18 protein-coding genes are annotated in these 15,866 nt (G+C 64.0%); 12 read left to right on the top strand and 6 right to left on the bottom strand.

Translation table 11 applies throughout. The features are described 5' to 3' along the window. The first annotated feature begins 13 nt into the window (after positions 1-13). The 3 genes from JF290_RS16130 (at position 14) to JF290_RS16120 (ending at position 4,319) form a co-directional block, all read left to right on the top strand. Positions 14-1,663, top strand: coding sequence for an electron transfer flavoprotein-ubiquinone oxidoreductase (locus tag JF290_RS16130; RefSeq protein ID WP_199025929.1), 1,650 nt, complete (start codon positions 14-16; stop codon positions 1,661-1,663). 177 nt (positions 1,664-1,840) lie between these two features. Further along, on the top strand, positions 1,841-3,487 hold the full coding sequence (locus JF290_RS16125; RefSeq protein WP_199025928.1) for a tetratricopeptide repeat protein: 1,647 nt from the start codon (positions 1,841-1,843) through the stop codon (positions 3,485-3,487). Continuing rightward, positions 3,474-4,319 carry a 4-(cytidine 5'-diphospho)-2-C-methyl-D-erythritol kinase gene (locus JF290_RS16120; protein ID WP_199025927.1) on the top strand — a complete coding sequence of 282 codons (846 nt, stop codon included), beginning with the start codon at positions 3,474-3,476 and terminating at the stop codon, positions 4,317-4,319. Before JF290_RS16125 ends, JF290_RS16120 begins: the two co-directional genes overlap by 14 nt. An 11-nt stretch (positions 4,320-4,330) precedes the next feature. Here the strand turns inward: JF290_RS16120 and JF290_RS16115 are convergent, their stop codons facing one another. Then, positions 4,331-5,329 carry a polyprenyl synthetase family protein gene (locus tag JF290_RS16115; RefSeq protein ID WP_199025926.1) on the bottom strand — a complete coding sequence of 333 codons (999 nt, stop codon included), beginning with the start codon at positions 5,327-5,329 and terminating at the stop codon, positions 4,331-4,333. 56 nt (positions 5,330-5,385) lie between these two features. Between JF290_RS16115 and JF290_RS16110 the strand changes: the two genes are divergently transcribed. The 3 genes from JF290_RS16110 to JF290_RS16100 all read left to right on the top strand — a co-directional run bounded on the left by JF290_RS16110 (position 5,386) and on the right by JF290_RS16100 (position 6,645). Beyond that, on the top strand, positions 5,386-5,601 hold the full coding sequence (locus JF290_RS16110) for a putative signal transducing protein (RefSeq protein ID WP_199025925.1): 216 nt from the start codon (positions 5,386-5,388) through the stop codon (positions 5,599-5,601). Then, on the top strand, positions 5,598-6,371 hold the full coding sequence (locus tag JF290_RS16105; RefSeq protein ID WP_199025924.1) for a tRNA1(Val) (adenine(37)-N6)-methyltransferase: 774 nt from the start codon (positions 5,598-5,600) through the stop codon (positions 6,369-6,371). The genes JF290_RS16110 and JF290_RS16105 overlap by 4 nt, the downstream gene beginning before the upstream one ends. A 109-nt stretch (positions 6,372-6,480) precedes the next feature. Further along, complete coding sequence (locus JF290_RS16100; protein ID WP_199025923.1) at positions 6,481-6,645, top strand: YdcH family protein; 165 nt, start codon at positions 6,481-6,483, stop codon at positions 6,643-6,645. A 95-nt stretch (positions 6,646-6,740) separates the two neighbouring features. On the opposite strand, the gene JF290_RS16095 is transcribed toward JF290_RS16100, so the two are convergent. From JF290_RS16095 to JF290_RS16080, 4 genes are all read right to left on the bottom strand, one after another. Next, complete coding sequence (locus JF290_RS16095) at positions 6,741-7,676, bottom strand: transcriptional regulator GcvA (RefSeq protein WP_199025922.1); 936 nt, start codon at positions 7,674-7,676, stop codon at positions 6,741-6,743. 319 nt (positions 7,677-7,995) lie between these two features. Next, positions 7,996-8,718, bottom strand: a complete 723-nt coding sequence (gene phbB / locus JF290_RS16090) for an acetoacetyl-CoA reductase (RefSeq protein ID WP_199025921.1) — start codon at positions 8,716-8,718, stop codon at positions 7,996-7,998. A 106-nt stretch (positions 8,719-8,824) separates the two neighbouring features. Further along, positions 8,825-10,000 carry an acetyl-CoA C-acetyltransferase gene (locus JF290_RS16085; protein WP_199025920.1) on the bottom strand — a complete coding sequence of 392 codons (1,176 nt, stop codon included), beginning with the start codon at positions 9,998-10,000 and terminating at the stop codon, positions 8,825-8,827. 222 nt (positions 10,001-10,222) lie between these two features. Further along, complete coding sequence (locus JF290_RS16080; protein WP_199025919.1) at positions 10,223-11,062, bottom strand: EAL domain-containing protein; 840 nt, start codon at positions 11,060-11,062, stop codon at positions 10,223-10,225. Between the two features lie 149 nt (positions 11,063-11,211). On the opposite strand from JF290_RS16080, the gene JF290_RS16075 reads away from it, so the two are divergent. After that, a complete protein-coding gene (locus JF290_RS16075) occupies positions 11,212-11,787 on the top strand; it encodes a DNA-3-methyladenine glycosylase I (RefSeq protein ID WP_199025918.1) in 576 nt (191 codons plus the stop codon). 14 nt (positions 11,788-11,801) lie between these two features. Here JF290_RS16075 and JF290_RS16070 read toward each other — a convergent pair whose 3' ends face one another. Continuing rightward, a complete protein-coding gene (locus JF290_RS16070) occupies positions 11,802-12,359 on the bottom strand; it encodes a TlpA family protein disulfide reductase (protein ID WP_199025917.1) in 558 nt (185 codons plus the stop codon). A gap of 22 nt (positions 12,360-12,381) precedes the next feature. Here JF290_RS16070 and argH point away from each other — a divergent pair, with 22 nt between their 5' ends. From argH to lysA, 5 genes are read left to right on the top strand one after another with little or no spacing between them, the layout of a single operon-like run. Next, positions 12,382-13,770 carry an argininosuccinate lyase gene (argH, locus tag JF290_RS16065; protein WP_199025916.1) on the top strand — a complete coding sequence of 463 codons (1,389 nt, stop codon included), beginning with the start codon at positions 12,382-12,384 and terminating at the stop codon, positions 13,768-13,770. After that, the gene (locus JF290_RS16060; RefSeq protein ID WP_199025915.1) at positions 13,767-13,985 is read left to right on the top strand and encodes a hypothetical protein; all 219 of its coding nucleotides are present in this window, start codon (positions 13,767-13,769) and stop codon (positions 13,983-13,985) included. Before argH ends, JF290_RS16060 begins: the two co-directional genes overlap by 4 nt. Positions 13,986-14,036: 51 nt before the next feature. Further along, positions 14,037-14,207: a hypothetical protein gene (locus JF290_RS16055; RefSeq protein ID WP_199025914.1), complete on the top strand. Its 171-nt coding sequence runs from the start codon at positions 14,037-14,039 to the stop codon at positions 14,205-14,207. Positions 14,208-14,210: 3 nt separating this feature from the next. Next, complete coding sequence (locus tag JF290_RS16050; protein ID WP_199025913.1) at positions 14,211-14,546, top strand: DUF2834 domain-containing protein; 336 nt, start codon at positions 14,211-14,213, stop codon at positions 14,544-14,546. Positions 14,547-14,578: 32 nt separating this feature from the next. Further along, positions 14,579-15,844 carry a diaminopimelate decarboxylase gene (lysA, locus tag JF290_RS16045; RefSeq protein ID WP_199025912.1) on the top strand — a complete coding sequence of 422 codons (1,266 nt, stop codon included), beginning with the start codon at positions 14,579-14,581 and terminating at the stop codon, positions 15,842-15,844. The last annotated feature ends 22 nt before the right edge of the window (positions 15,845-15,866 follow it).

Here is a 15,866-nt window from a genome sequence, read left to right as displayed (position 1 = left end):
AAGGAGCGCCGGGATGGCTGAGATTGAACGCGAAGCGATGGAATATGACGTTGTGATCGTCGGAGCGGGGCCCGCGGGTCTGTCCGCAGCGATCCGCCTGAAACAGCTCGACGCCGACCTCAGCGTCGTCGTCCTGGAAAAGGGATCGGAAGTCGGGGCGCATATTCTGTCCGGCGCCGTTCTCGATCCGGTAGGCCTGAACGCGCTGATCCCGGACTGGAAGGAAAAGGGCGCGCCGCTGAACGTTCCGGTTCGCGAAGACAATTTCTACATGCTCGGCGAAGCGGGCGAGATCCGGGTGCCGAACTGGCCGATGCCGCCGCTGATGAACAACCACGGCAACTATATCGTCAGCATGGGCAATGTCTGCCGCTGGATGGCCGAACAGGCCGAGGAACTGGGCGTCGAGATTTTCCCCGGCATGTCCTGCTCGGAACTGGTCTATGGCGACAAGGGCGAGGTGAAGGGCGTTGTCGCGGGCGTTTTCGGACTGGAACCCGATGGCTCCTATGGTCCGAACACCGAGCCGGGGATGGAACTGCACGGCAAATACGTCTTCCTGTCCGAAGGCGTGCGCGGCAGCCTGTCCAAGGAAGTGATCGCGAAATACGACCTGCAGAAAGGCAAGGAACCGCAGAAATACGGCCTCGGCATGAAAGAGATCTGGGAGATCGACCCGGACAAGCACCGCGAAGGCACCGTGACGCACACGATGGGCTGGCCGCTGGGCAAGAACGCCGGGGGCGGCTCGTTCATCTACCACCTCGAGAACAACCAGGTCTATGTCGGGTTCGTGGTTCATCTGAACTACAAGAACCCGCATCTTTTTCCCTATATGGAATTCCAGCGGTTCAAGCATCACCCGATGGTGGCCGACCTCCTGAAGGGCGGCAAACGCGTCGCCTATGGCGCGCGGGCGATCAGCGAGGGCGGCTGGCAATCCATGCCCAAGATGGTCGCACCGGGCGTGGCGCTGCTGGGGTGTTCGGTCGGCATGGTGAACGTGCCGCGCATCAAGGGCAACCACAACGCGATGCTCTCGGGCATGGCGGCTGCCGAAGCGGCGCACGCGGCGCTGAAGGCCGGGCGCGCCTCCGACGAACTGACCGCCTATGAGGACGAGGTGCGCGACGGCCCCATCGGCAAGGACCTCAAGAAGGTGCGCAACGTCAAGCCGTTCTGGTCGAAATGGGGGCTCATTCCTTCTCTCGTCGTGGGCGGGTTCGACATGTGGACAAACACGTTGGGCTTTTCGCTCTTCGGAACCCAGTCCCATGGCAAGACCGACGCGGCGTCGACCGAAGCGGCCAGCAAGCATCAGCCGATCGACTATCCCAAGCCGGACGGCACCCTGTCCTTTGACCGTCTGACCAACGTCGCCTTCTCCTTCACCAATCACGAGGAAAGCCAGCCCGCGCACCTGCGGCTGACCGACCCGGAGATCCCGGTCAAGGTCAACCTCGAGAAATACGCGGGCCCCTCGGCGCGCTATTGTCCGGCCGGCGTCTACGAGTTCGTGCGAGAGGACGGAAAGGATCCGCGTTTCGTGATCAACTTCCAGAACTGCGTGCACTGCAAGACTTGCGACATCAAGGACCCCAGCCAGAACATCACCTGGGTCACGCCGCAGGGCGGAGACGGTCCGAACTATCCCAACATGTAGGCATGACTGCAGCAATGGCGCGGCCGTGAACGGCGCGCCATTGCCTCCGCGCCCCATAGCCCCTAGATTCCGGCAACACTCTGAACAAGGCGAGGCGACCTCTTGGGCTTTTCATCTTTGCGCGTAGCGGCAATCACAGCCGTCTGTCTGTCCCTGTCGAGCCCACTGGCAGCGCAGATGGACACGTCCGCGGGGTCGTATCTTGCGGGCCGCTCGGCTCTGGGCGCGAGCGACTTCGCCGCCGCTGCCGAATACTATTCCCGCGCGCTGGGGCGGGATCGCGACAATCCGAAACTGATGGAAAGCGTGGTGCTGTCGCAACTGGCCCTGGGTCGCATCGATCGCGCGCTCTCGGTCGCGGAATACATGGAAGATCTCGGTCTGCGCAGCCAGGCCGCGCACATGGTCGTGGTCGCCGACCTGGTGGCCAACGGGCGCTACGATGATCTTTTGGCGCGGAAGTCCGAGACCCACGGCATCGGGCCGCTCGTCGATGGGTTGGTCACGGGCTGGGCTCACATGGGGGCCGGTTCGGTCGCCAAGGCGCTGGAGCAGTTCGATACCGTGGCCGAGGAGAACGGCCTGCGCAGCTTCGCGATGTATCACAAGGCTCTGGCGCTCGCGTCGGTCGGCGATTTCGAAGGTGCCGAGGCGATCTATTCCGACGATCAGAGCGGCCTGTCGGTCATGTCGCGCGGCGCGGCCATAGCGCGGGCGCAGATCCTGTCGCAGTTGGACCGCAACGACGATGCGCTGGCTTTTCTGACCGAATCCTTCGGAGCAACGCTGGACCCGGGCCTTCAGGACGTGGCGGATCGGCTGGAAGCGGGCGAAACGCTCGCGTTCGATCAGGTCAGATCGCCCAGGGACGGCATCGCCGAAGTGTTCTTTTCGATCGGGCAGGCGCTGAGCGGGGAAACGCCTGATGATTACGCGCTGGTCTATGTCCGGACCGCGAACTTCCTGCGCCCCGATCATGTCGACTCGCTGCTGTTGAGCGCGCAGCTTCTGGATGCGCTCGGCCAATACGAGCTTGCCGTGGCGACCTACAAGAAGATCCCGCCGGAAAGCCCGGATCACCACGCTGCCGAGATGGGCCGCGCCGAGGCCCTGCGCCGGGCCGCCAAACCGGACGCGGCGATCGAGGTGCTGGAACAACTGGCAGAGGACCGCCCGACGCTGGCGCCGGTTCATTCCGCACTGGGAGACATCCAGCGGCAGCAGGAAAACTATGCCGCAGCCGTCGCCGCCTATGACAAGGCGCTGCAATATTCCGATGAAGGTGCGAACGCGCGCTGGTTCCTCTTGTACGCCCGGGGAATCAGCCACGAACGGCTCAAGCATTGGGACGAGGCCGAATCTGATTTCCGTGCCGCGCTCGAGATCAATCCGGAACAGCCGCAGGTCTTGAACTATCTCGGATATTCGCTGGTCGAACGGCGCGAGAAGCTCGACGAAGCGCTCGACATGATTGAGCGTGCCGTCGCGGCCCGACCGGACAGCGGCTATATCGTCGACAGCCTGGGTTGGGTGCTCTATCGTCTCGGCCGGTACGAGGAAGCGGTCGGCCACATGGAAACGGCGGTCGAACTGATGCCGGTCGACCCGGTCGTCAACGACCACCTGGGCGATGTCTACTGGGCGGTCGGCCGCTACCGCGAGGCGGAATTCCAGTGGAAGCGGGCGCTCTCCTTCATAGACCCGGACGACACCGACAGCGAAGCCGATCCCGATAGGGTGCGGCGCAAGCTGGAGGTCGGGCTGGACGTGGTGTTGTCCGAGGAAGGATCGGAGCCCCTGAAGGTGGTCAATGACGACGGCTGAAGCCGCGCCACTGGAACCGGGTCACAGCTTCGCACCGGCAAAGATCAACCTGACACTGCATGTCACCGGCCAGCGGGCCGATGGATACCACACGCTGGATACGCTGGTCGCCTTTGCGGATCTGGGTGACATGGTGACGATCGCGCCCGCATGCGACCTGTCTCTTGATGTGCGCGGGCCGTTCGCAGGCGGCGTCCCGACCGGGGCCGAAAACCTCGTTCTACGCGCGGCGCGGCTGGCCGGGATGGAGACCGGCGCGATCACGCTCGACAAGCATCTGCCGCCGTCGTCCGGCATCGGTGGAGGCTCTTCCGACGCGGCAGCGCTGTTGCGGGCCCTGGGCCGCGATCGCGATCTGCCGCCCGAGGCGATTCTGACGCTCGGCGCGGACGTGCCGATGTGCCTGCTGGCGCGCGCGGCGCATGTATCCGGTATCGGCGACGTGGTTTGCCCGGTTCCGGACCTGCCGGCGCTGCCGGCGGTTCTGGTCAACCCGGGGGTCGCGGTCTCGACGGCGCAGATCTTCGCGACCCTATCCGAACGAAACAACGCTCCCATGACAGTACGCCCGGACAGGCCGGATGTTCCGACGGTGCTGCACTGGCTTGCCGCGCAGCGCAACGATCTGGAACAGCCCGCGATCGCCCACGCACCTGTCATCGCGGAGGCTCTGGCCGCACTGAGGGACGCGGGATCCGCCCTCGCGCGGATGAGTGGTTCGGGCGCCACTTGTGTCGGTCTTTTCGGGGATCTCGATGCCGCGCACAAGGCCGAGCGGAGGTTGATGGCGCGACATCCCGGCTGGTGGGTCAGGACGACGCTTCTGACCTGAGCATTCAGCAGTCAGGAGATGCGAGAGACCACGTAGTCCAGCAGATCCTCGAGCATGTCACGGATCGGGTCGGCAGGCACCAGGGCCAGCGCGGCGCGCGCCTTGTCGGCCCAGGCGGTTGCATCCGCGCGGGTCGCCTCGAGCGTGCCGTATTTCGCCATGATCGTCAGCGCGGTTTCCAGATCATCCTCGTTCTGGTGGCCTTTTTCGATGGTGCGCTCCCAGAACTTGCGCTCCTCAGGCGTGGCCTGCGCGACCGCCTTGATTACCGGCAGGGTCAGCTTGCGCTCGCGAAAATCGTCGCCCACGTTCTTCCCGGTGGCCTTGGCGTCGCCGCTGTAGTCCAACAGGTCGTCTGCAATCTGGAAGGCGATGCCGAGCGCATCACCGTAATCGAACAACGCCTTGACCTGCGCCTCGGGCGCGCCGGCGATGACTCCGCCGACCTCGGTCGCCGCCGAGAACAGCGCGGCGGTCTTGCCGCGCACCACCTTGAGATAGATCGACTCGTCAGTCGCGAGGTTCTGCGCCGCGGTCAGCTGCAGCACTTCGCCCTCGGCGATCGTGGCGGCGGCATTGGACAGGATGTCCAGCACCCGTAGCGACCCGGTTTCGACCATCAACTGGAAGCTGCGTGCGAACAGGTAGTCGCCGACCAGAACCGACGACTTGTTGTCCCAGAGCAGGTTCGCGGTGGGACGGCCCCGGCGCTGGCGGCTTTCGTCGACCACGTCGTCATGCAGCAGCGTGGCCGTGTGGATGAACTCCACGGTCGCAGCGAGGTGAACGTGATAGGGGCCCTCGTAGCCGCAGAGCCGCGCGGTCGCCAGCGTCAGCATCGGGCGTAGCCGTTTGCCGCCGGCCTCGACCAGATGCGCAGTGACCTCGGGGATGCGCGGCGCGTGCTCGGACGACATCCGCTCGCGGATCAACGTGTTGACCGCGAGCAGGTCTTCGGCCAGCGTCAGGCTCAGCCTGTCATGGGGATTGTTCGCCACACTGGTATCCATCACACTCCCGATACAAGGCTCGACAACCGCGGAACCTTGCCCTTACATCCGTCCTCATGAAGGAACTCTTTCGCAGCACCGACCCCACCGTGATGGCCTTTGCGTCCGCCCTTCTTCAGGGCGAGGATATAGACTGCTTTCAGATGGACGTAAACATGAGCATCCTCGAAGGTGGCATCGGTGTTTTCCCGCGTCGGATGATGGTCCGAAGCGAGGATTATGACCGGGCGCTGCGCGTCATGACCGACAACGACATTCCCCCGGGGCGATGAGGGCCTTCACGGATGACGATCTGACGCGCGATGCGTTCTTGGGCGGGCGTCTGGAGCTCCTTCAACCAAGGTCAGGCTATCGCGCCGGGATCGATCCGGTCCTGTTGGCAGCCTCCGTGGCGCTGCGGCCGGGCCTGTCGGTGCTCGAACTTGGCTGCGGCGCGGGGGCCGCGCTGTTTTGCCTCGCGATACGCGGCGCCGGGCTGCAACTTTCGGGGGTTGAGCTTCAGCCCGCCTATGCGGATCTTGCCCGGCGCAACGCGGCGGACAACGGGATTGAGGCAGAGATTGTCACCGCAGATATCGACGCGCTTCCGGACGACCTGCGCCAGCAGAGGTTCGATGTAATTCTCGCCAATCCGCCCTACTTCCGCGCCGGTGCGCACAGCCCCGCATCAGACAATGGCCGACAGCTGGCGCTGGGTGAGACGGCCACGCCGCTTGTGCGCTGGATCGAGGTCGCCGCGCGGCGTCTGGCGCCAAAAGGGTATCTTCACATGATCCAGCGTGTCGACCGTCTGCCCGAGATGCTGACTGCCTGCGAAGGGCGGCTGGGGTCGCCGGAAATCCTTCCCCTGGCGGCGCGCGCCGGACGGGCTGCCGACCTCGTTATCCTGCGCGCGCGCAAGGGCGGTCGTGCGGCCTTGCGCCTGCACGCGCCGGTCATCCTGCACGACGGCGCACGGCACGAGCGCGACGGAGACAGTTTCGGCGCGCACATCTCGGCGGTGCTGCGCGAGGGGGTAGCGCTCGACTGGCCCGCTGCCTGATGGTCACAGGGATGTTAGCCGCTCCTTAGCCGTGTTCCGCCGATCACGCGTGACAGGATGGCGAGACTGTGCTCTACTTTAATGGCACCCAATTCAGAGGAGGACTGCCATGAGCTTGAGCGCGCACCTGAACGAACTGAAGAAGAAGCATGAGCACCTGAGCACCGAAGTGGAGGAAGCGCAGCGTGCACCGGGTGTCGATGATTTACGCGTGGCGGAACTCAAGAAACAGAAGCTGAAGCTGAAGGAAGAAATCCAGCGCCTTTCAGCCTGAGGCGTCTGGCCGGAGTACCGGCCCACATGGAGTTCTGAGCCGATCGCGCCGCCGGGCCTGCCGGCGGCGTTTTTGTGTTTTGCGGACGGGTCGGCTCAGTCGGTAACGGATACGATGGTCAGACGGCCCGAGACCTCGGCGGTCTTTTCGATCTCGGCCAGAATCCAGTCATGAAATGCCCGAATGGACGGGCGCTTTTCGGCACCCTTCTGGCAGACAAAGCGGAAGTGCGCGTCGGTCCGAAGCGCGACTTCGTAGGGGGCGACGAGCCGGCCTTCGTGGATATCCTTTATCACGAGGGCGCGACGTCCCAGCACCACCCCGGCACCTGCCAGCGCGGCATCGACAGCATGATCGGCCTGCGAGAACCGCGCCCCGTGCTGAGGATCGAAATCGATCCCGACGGCCCGGAACCACGCCGCCCAGTCGCATTTTGGGCGCAGGAAATCGATGGATTGGTCGAAAAGGAACGGAGCCCTGGTCAGGTCTTGCGGCGTCGGATAGCGCTCGGCCATTGCCGGGGTCATGACAGGCGTCAGCCATTCAAAGGCCAGGGGTTCGGCGTAGAGGTCCGGATCGGGCCCGTATCCGAAGCGGATCGCCACGTCGATCTCGTCCAGATCGAAATCCATCAGGCGGAGGCTGGCGGAGAACCGCAACTCGATCTCGGGATGGGCCTGCACAAACTCGTAGAAGCGGGGCGCCATCCATTTCGCGGTGAAGGCCGGGCCGGCAGTTACGTTCAGGGTCGAATCGTCTTGCAGGCGGCGCGTCGCACGCCAGGCAGCGGTCAACGATTGGAAACCGTCGGCGGTGCCCGGGGCGAGCATACGCCCGGCCTCTGTCAGTTCGACCGCGCGATTGAGGCGCCGGAACAGGGGCTGGCCGAGATGCGTTTCGAGCGATTTGATCTGAAACGACAGGGCGGCGGGGGTCACGTTCAGTTCGCGCGCGGCCCGCGCAAAGGACATGTGGCGGGCGGCAGAGTCAAAGGCGCGCAGGGCGGTGAGGGGTGGCAGGCGATCGGTCATTTCAGGCAAGTATTCCTTAACTGGCTCAAGGAAGAGTCTCGTTTGTGGCTTTAGTTTTTAAGGGCCATGTAGAGAGCAATCCAGAAATACTCAACCAAGGATACTCCGATGATCGAGAGCACTACCAACCCCGAGACACGCCGCGCCTTCCAGATCGCCCATGAGGAACGCGCCCGAGCCATCAAGGACGCATGGCATTGGCTTTTCTCGACGCACAGGCGTCATTGAGTGCCGCGCGCCGGGATATCCCGGCCGTCCGACGAGCCACAAAAAAGGGCCGGTCGAAATGACCGGCCCTTTTTCGTTCCGCGGCTTCGTGTCAGACGAAGAACTGCGCACCGTTTGCACTGATCGTGGAGCCGTTGATGAAGCCCGCGTCGTCGGACGCAAGGAACACCACGCAGCGGGCGATCTCTTCGGGCTCGCCGAGACGTCCGGCGGGGATTTGCCCGATGATGCTTTCGCGCACCTTTTCCGGCACAGCCATAACCATCTCGGTCGCGATGTAGCCCGGGCAGATCGCGTTGGCGGTGATGCCAGCACGCGCGCCTTCCTGCGCCAGCGACTTGACGATGCCCAGGTCACCCGCCTTGGTCGCGGCATAGTTCACCTGAGCGAATTGACCCTTCTGGCCGTTGATCGAGCTGATCACGATGATGCGGCCGAACTTGCGTTCGCGCATGCCGGGCCAAATCGGGTGCACCGTGTTGAACACCCCGGTCAGGTTGGTGTCGATCACCTGGTGCCACTGCTCGGGCGTCATCTTGTGAAAGGGGGCGTCGCGCGTGATGCCGGCGTTGGCCACGACCACGTCGATCGGGCCCAGTTCGGCTTCGACCTTCTCGATGCCGGACTTGCTTTCGTCATAGTCGGCGACATTCCACTTGTAAGTCTTGATGCTGGTTTCCTCGGTGAAGGCGGCGGCGGCTTCGTCATTGCCGGCATAGGTCGCGGCGACGGTATAGCCTTCGGCTTTCAGGGCTTTCGAAATGGCGGCGCCGATGCCGCGGCTGCCTCCGGTCACGAGGGCGATTCTGGACATGTTCTGTCTCCTCCAAAGTCTTGTTCTGGTTGGTCGTGTCTTGTCGGGGTGACCTAGCGGAAAGGAATGCGGCGAGGCAGGGCCCTCGCCGCAGATCCGCTATGCGTCAGTCGCGTTCCACGCAGAGCGCGACACCCATGCCGCCACCGATGCAGAGCGTGGCGAGGCCCTTCTTGGCGTCGCGGCGCTTCATCTCGAACAGCAGCGTGTTCAGCACACGGCAACCGGAGGCCCCGATCGGGTGACCGATGGCGATGGCACCGCCGTTGACGTTCACGATCGCCGGATCCCAACCCATGTCCTTGTTCACCGCGCAGGCCTGGGCTGCGAAGGCCTCGTTGGCTTCGACGAGGTCGAGATCCTCGGGCTTCCAGCCGGCTTTCTCCAGCGCCTTGCGGCTTGCATAGATCGGGCCCACACCCATGATCGACGGGTCGAGCCCGGCAGTGGCATAGGAAGCGATACGCCCGAGCGGTTCGATCCCGCGCTTCTCGGCATTCTCGGCCGACATCAGCAGCACGGCGGCCGCACCGTCGTTCAGCCCCGAGGCGTTCGCGGCTGTGACCGACCCGTCCTTGGTGAAGGCCGGGCGCAGCTTGGCCATCGCCTCCATGGTGGCGCCGTGACGGATGTATTCGTCGCTGTCCATCACGATGTCGCCCTTGCGGGTCTTGATGGTGAAGGGCACGATCTCGTCCTTGAACTTGCCTGCCTTCTGGGCCGCTTCTGCCTTGTTCTGGCTCGCGACGGCGAATTCGTCTTGCTGCTCGCGGCTGATCTGCCACTTCTCGGCGACGTTCTCGGCGGTCTGGCCCATGTGATAGCCATTGAAGGCATCCCACAGCCCGTCGCGGATCATCGTGTCGATATACTTCATGTCGCCCATCTTGTGGCCGGGCCGCAGATTGGCGGCATGGGGCGACATCGACATGTTCTCCTGACCGCCCGCAGCCACGACGTCGGCATCGCCGAGGGCGATGTGCTGGGCGCCGAGCGCAACGGCGCGCAGGCCCGATCCGCAGACCTGGTTGATGCCCCAGGCGGCGCTCTCCTGCGGCAGGCCCGCATTGACATGCGCTTGGCGCGCGGGGTTCTGCCCCTGCGCGGCGGTGAGGACCTGCCCGAGAATGGTCTCGCTGACATCGGCCTTGTCGACCCCCGCCCGTTCGACCACGGCTTCGAGGACAGCCTTGCCGAGATCATGCGCCGGCGTGTTGGCGAAGGATCCGCCGAAACTGCCCACGCCTGTCCGTGCTGCTGATGCGATTACTACGTTGGTCATTCTGTCAATCCTTTGCCAGCGTGTGATCCGGATATCATGCCCGGCGCGGCCCGCATTGCAAGCTACGTTCCGTGCGGGAGCCCCCGGCTTTCGAGGCCGGGCATACTGGATTGCCGCAGGCGCAGCAACAGACAGGGTGTCTCAGGGGAAACTTGGCGACTCCGCGAAAGCCTCTCGCCTCCTGAAATCGGGGCGACCGGCGGGCGTGACGTCGTTCGGCGTCTAGCCGGCGGCGCGGGTTTCGGCCTGCGGTATCCAGGGCGGGCGGACCGTCGCGGCGCCGAACAGATAGCCCTGAAGGCAATCGACACCGATCGAGACCAGATATTCCGCCTCCTGCACCGATTCGACGTTGGGCGCGATCACCAGCATGTCGAACTGCTTGGCCACGGCGACCAATGCCTTGGTGACGATCTGGTTGTCAGTATCGGTATGAATGTCGCGGATATAGCGCCCGTCTATCTTTACCGCATCGAAGAAGAAATTCTTGAGATGGCCGAAGGACGTCATGCCGCCGCCGAAATCGTCCAGAGCGAAACCGATGCTGCGGTCCTGCAGGTTGTCCATGAAGTCGATGACGAGTTCGGGAATCGTCATCGCGGAGGCCTCCGAAATTTCAAGCATCAGCCGTTCGCCAAGCGTGGCGTCCTTCCTGAGATGCCGATCCAGCGTCCGTATCCATCGCTTGTAGCCGATCGAGCGGGCCGACATGTTGATCGACAGTCGCAGAGAAGGATTGCGGGCCAATGTGCGCAATCCGGCCTCGAGCGCGAGGCAGTCGATGTCGCGCCCCAACTCGCTGGACTCGACGACCGGCATGAATTCGCGAGCGGGAATGACCCGGCCGGTGCCATCGAGAACCCGAATCAGCCCCTCGTAGAAGGCGGTCTGATGCGGTGGCTGCGCCTGCATCACCGGCTGAAAGGCCAACATCGTCTGATTGTGTTGGACCGCCTCGCTTACCATGCTCAGCGTATCGGCGTCGCGCCGGGTCACGGCGGCGTCAAGTGGGCTGGTTGCGCCTTCGGGCAGATCGGCCTGCATTTTTCGACGTGTCAACATGTGGGGCTCCGTCCTGGCATGCACGCTGCTTGGGCCGAGTTGGCTATGGGCGCGCCCGATCACTTTGCGCAGAAGCGGTAAATGCGGACTTAAGGCTCGCAATTTGCGAAAGTTTGCGGCACGTCTGGGGCAGCACGCGGGAGGACATCATGGAACGGTGCGGCTGGGTCGGTCAGGACCGGATCTACGAGATCTATCACGATACCGAGTGGGGCGTACCCGAATATGACAGCCGCGCACTTTGGGAGAAGTTGATCCTCGACGGCTTTCAGGCCGGGCTGAGCTGGATCACGATCCTGAAGAAGCGCGACAATTTCCGCGAGGCCTTTGCGGGATTCGATCCCGACATCATCGCGGGTTGGGGCGAGGCAGATGTCGTCAGGCTTTTGGGCAATCCAGGGATCATCCGCCACCGGGGCAAGATCGAAGCGACGATCGGGAATGCGCGCGCCTGGCAGAGAATCGAGCGCGACCGGGGCTTTGACACGTTCCTGTGGGACTACGTCGGCGGCGAACCAATCCAGAACCTTTGGCCTGACCTGGCCTCGGTTCCGGCCCATACGCCGCTGTCCCACACGATCTCGAAGGACCTGAAGAAGGCCGGCTTTCGCTTTTGCGGGCCGACGATCGTCTATGCGTTCATGCAGGCTGTCGGGATGGTGAACGATCACGTCCTGACGTGCCATCGACATGAAGAGGTGAAACGCCTCGCGGGCCGCGCCTAGTCAAGCGTGCGGCGTCACTCCGCTAGGATCGAGGTCAGGATCGCCTTGGCACTGTCCGAGTTCCAGACCGCGTCGCCCTGAAGCCGGGCGATCTCCTCGCCCTCGGGGTTCAGGATCACCGTGATCGGCAGACCAAGAACCGCCATGTCGCGCGCCACCGCCTGTTTCGGATCCTGGTGCCGCGGCAGGTTGGTGACGCCGATCTCGTCAAAGAACTTCTGAATGCCGACCGGGGAGTTGCGCCCGGTGGCCAAAGTCAGAACCTCGAACCGATCGCCGCCGAATTCAGTCTGCAGGTCGGCCAGCATCGGCATCTCCTTGCGGCAGGGCGCACACCAGGTGGCCCAGAAGTTCAACAGTACGTACTTGCCCTGATAATCGGCCAGCGTCGCGGTGCCGGCTCCGTCCGCCAGGTTGAATTCAGCGTCACTGGCCGGTTTCGGTTCTGCATGGAACACCAGCTTTTTCATGTCGCCTTCGCGCAGCGATTCCCACGCGGCGACGTCAGCCGCGGCGATGTTTGCACCCGATGCGAGGGCCGTATAAACGAGCGCGAGCAACAGTTTTTTCATTTCCCCTCCGAAGGGCTGACAGATGACCGAAACGACCTCGAACCAGATGTGGGGCGGCCGCTTTGCCGCAGGCCCGGACGCGATCATGGAGGCGATCAACGCCTCGATCGGGTTCGATCAGCGGATGGCGGCGCAGGACATTGCCGGCTCAAGGGCCCATGCGGCGATGTTGGCCGCGACGGGTGTGATAAGCGATAGCGACGCCGAGGCGATTGGGAAAGGGCTGCTCACAGTCTTGTCAGAGATCGAGGCCGGAACCTTCGCCTTTTCCACGGCGTTGGAAGACATCCACATGAATGTCGAAGCCCGGCTGAAGGAGATCATCGGCGAACCGGCGGGACGCTTGCACACGGGGCGCAGCCGCAACGACCAGGTGGCGACCGATTTCAAGCTGTGGGTGCGCGATCAGTTCGATGCGGCCGAGACCGGGCTGATCGCCCTGATCAAGGCCCTTCTGGGGCAGGCCGAGGCCGGTGCGGATTGGGTCATGCCGGGGTTCACCCATCTGCAGACGGCGCAACCCGTTACCTGGGGCCATCACATGATGGCCTATGTCGAGATGTTCGGGCGCGACCTGTCGCGCGTGCGCGATGCGCGGGCGCGGATGAACGAATGCCCGTTGGGCGCGGCGGCTTTGGCGGGTACCAGCTTCCCGATCGACCGGCAGATGACGGCGCGCGCCCTCGGCTTCGATCGCCCGGCGGCCAATTCGCTGGATGCGGTCAGCGACCGGGATTTCGCGCTGGAGTTTCTGAGTGTTGCGAGCATCTGTGCCATGCATCTCAGCCGGTTCGCCGAGGAACTGGTGATCTGGTCCAGCGCGCAGTTCCGTTTTGTAGCCTTGTCCGACCGGTTCTCGACAGGCTCCTCGATCATGCCGCAGAAGAAGAATCCGGATGCGGCCGAATTGATCCGCGCCAAGGTCGGGCGCATCTACGGGGCGAACACGGCACTGATGATGGTGATGAAAGGGCTTCCGCTGGCCTATTCCAAGGACATGCAGGAAGACAAGGAACAGGTCTTCGACGCCGCCGACAACTGGATGCTGGCGCTGGCCGCGATGGAAGGTATGGTGCGGGACATGACCGCCAACCGAGACAGCCTCGCAGCCGCCGCAGGCTCGGGCTTCTCGACTGCCACCGACCTCGCCGACTGGCTGGTGCGGGTTCTGGGCCTGCCGTTCCGCGAGGCCCATCATGTCACCGGATCGCTGGTCGCTCTGGCCGAGTCCAAGAACTGCGACCTGCCCGAGCTTGCGTTGTCCGACATGCACAGCGTGCACAAGGAGATCACGCAGGACGTGTTCGAGGTGCTGGGTGTGGACAACTCGGTGCGTTCGCGCACCTCCTATGGCGGAACCGCGCCCGATCAGGTCAGGGCGCAGATCGCGCGCTGGAAGGACGCACTGTGATCCGCGCAGGCCTGGCCGCCGCTGCGGTGCTCGCACTTGCGGCGTGTGAGCCGGTCACCCGGTCAGCCCCACCCGAACAGGCGCGCGGACCGCAGCAGGCCAGCGGGTCAAACGGGTCCGTCCGCGTGTCAGGCACTGCGCGGGCCGGCATCTCCGTCTCGCTGCGCAATGCAGTCGACCCGTGGTCCGGTTCGCCCTATACTCCGATGCGGTAGCGACGTCGGCGCGGCGAAAATGTCGCGCGGGAACGTATCGGGGGCGAACGGATGAAGAAACTCATTCTTGTGGCGGCAATCTTTCTGGCCGGGTGCGGCGTCGATGGCGAGCCGGTCCAGCCCTCGATGAACGTGGGCATCGGAGTCGGATCGGGTGGGGTTAACACCTATGGCGGCGTCGGGCTGCACCAGGGGCCCCTTTCGATTTACTTGGGATTCTGAGCGGTGTCGCCGCTGCGTCTGGTCTTTCTCGCGCTGGCGATCTGGGGCGCGATCCACCCTATGTATTACTTCCTGCAATGGTTCGGCGAGAACGGATTCGACCTCGGCGGCATGGTCGATGCCTGGCACGTCAACGCGGCCAGCAGCGGGCTCGTCTGGGACCTGACGATTGCCGCCGTGGCCTTGACCGTCTTCGTCATCGCCGAGTCCGTCGCGCGCCGAAACTGGATCGGTCTGGTCGCGATTCCCGCCACGTTCTGCATCGGTGTCAGCTGCGGCTTGCCGCTCTACCTGTTCCTGCGCAATCGCCCGGGCGCCGGGCAGGGCGAATCCGTTTGATCCGGGCCGGCGTTTCGGTCTAAGCGCGCGACATGGATCACTTTCTGTACCGCAACGGCAGCCTGCATGCCGAAGACGTGCCGATCAGCGACATCGCCGCTGCGGTCGGCACGCCGTTTTACGTCTATTCGACCGCCACGCTTCTGCGTCATTTCACGCTGTTCGATGAGGCGCTCGACGGCATGGATCACATGGTCTGCTACGCGATGAAGGCCGCGAGCAACCAGGCGATCCTGATGACATTGGCGCAGGCTGGGGCAGGAATGGACGTGGTGTCTGTCGGGGAATATCTGCGCGCCAAGGCGGCGGGCGTGCCGGGTGAGCGGATCGTCTTTTCCGGCGTCGGCAAGACGGCGGATGAAATCCGCGTGGCCCTGGAAGGCGGCATCCGACAGTTCAACGTCGAATCCGAGCCCGAGATGGAGGTTCTGAACGCGGTCGCCCTGTCGCTGGGCAAGATCGCGCCGATCACGATCCGGATCAATCCGGATGTCGACGCCCGCACGCATGCCAAGATCGCCACCGGGAAGTCGGAGAACAAGTTCGGCATTCCGATCGCACGGGCGCGCGAGGTCTATGCCCGCGCCGGTGCGATGCCCGGGCTGGATGTGGTCGGGATCGACGTGCATATCGGCAGCCAGCTGACCGAGCTGGAACCCTTCGAGACGGCCTATCGCAAGGTCGCGGAGCTGACCGAGGCGCTGCGGGCGGACGGGCACCACATCCGGCGGCTCGACCTGGGTGGCGGGCTGGGCATTCCCTATGAACAGTCCAACAGCGCACCGCCCCTTCCGCTGGATTACGGCGCGCTCATCAAGCGCAAGGTCGGGCATCTGGGGTGCGAGATCGAGATCGAACCCGGCCGCCTGATCGCGGGCAACGCGGGGATCATGGTCAGCGCGGTGATCTATGTGAAACAGGGCGAGGGGCGCGATTTTCTCATCATCGATGGCGCTATGAACGACCTGATCCGCCCGGCGATGTACGACGCGCATCACGATATCGTCCCGGTCGTCGAGCCGCGCCCGGGAATCGAGCGGCAGCCCTATGACATCGTCGGCCCGGTCTGCGAGAGCGGCGACACCTTCGCCCGCCAGCGCGCGATGCCGCCGCTGACCGCTGGTGATCTTGTCGCGTTCCGCAGCGCGGGCGCCTACGGTGCGGTCATGTCCAGCGAATACAATACGCGCCCCCTGATCCCCGAGGTTCTGGTGAAAGGGGATCAATTCGCGGTTATTCGCCCACGTCCGACCTTTGACGAAATCATAAAACGCGATACCATCCCCGAATGGCTGTGAGGCTATCCCGCTCTCCGGCCAT

Source organism: Sedimentitalea arenosa (assembly GCF_016428585.1).
In the GTDB taxonomy this organism is placed as follows: Bacteria; Pseudomonadota; Alphaproteobacteria; order Rhodobacterales; family Rhodobacteraceae; genus Sedimentitalea; species Sedimentitalea arenosa.
The sequence above is the reverse complement of the archived record's forward strand: the minus strand, read 5'-3'. Positions and strand labels throughout refer to the sequence as shown.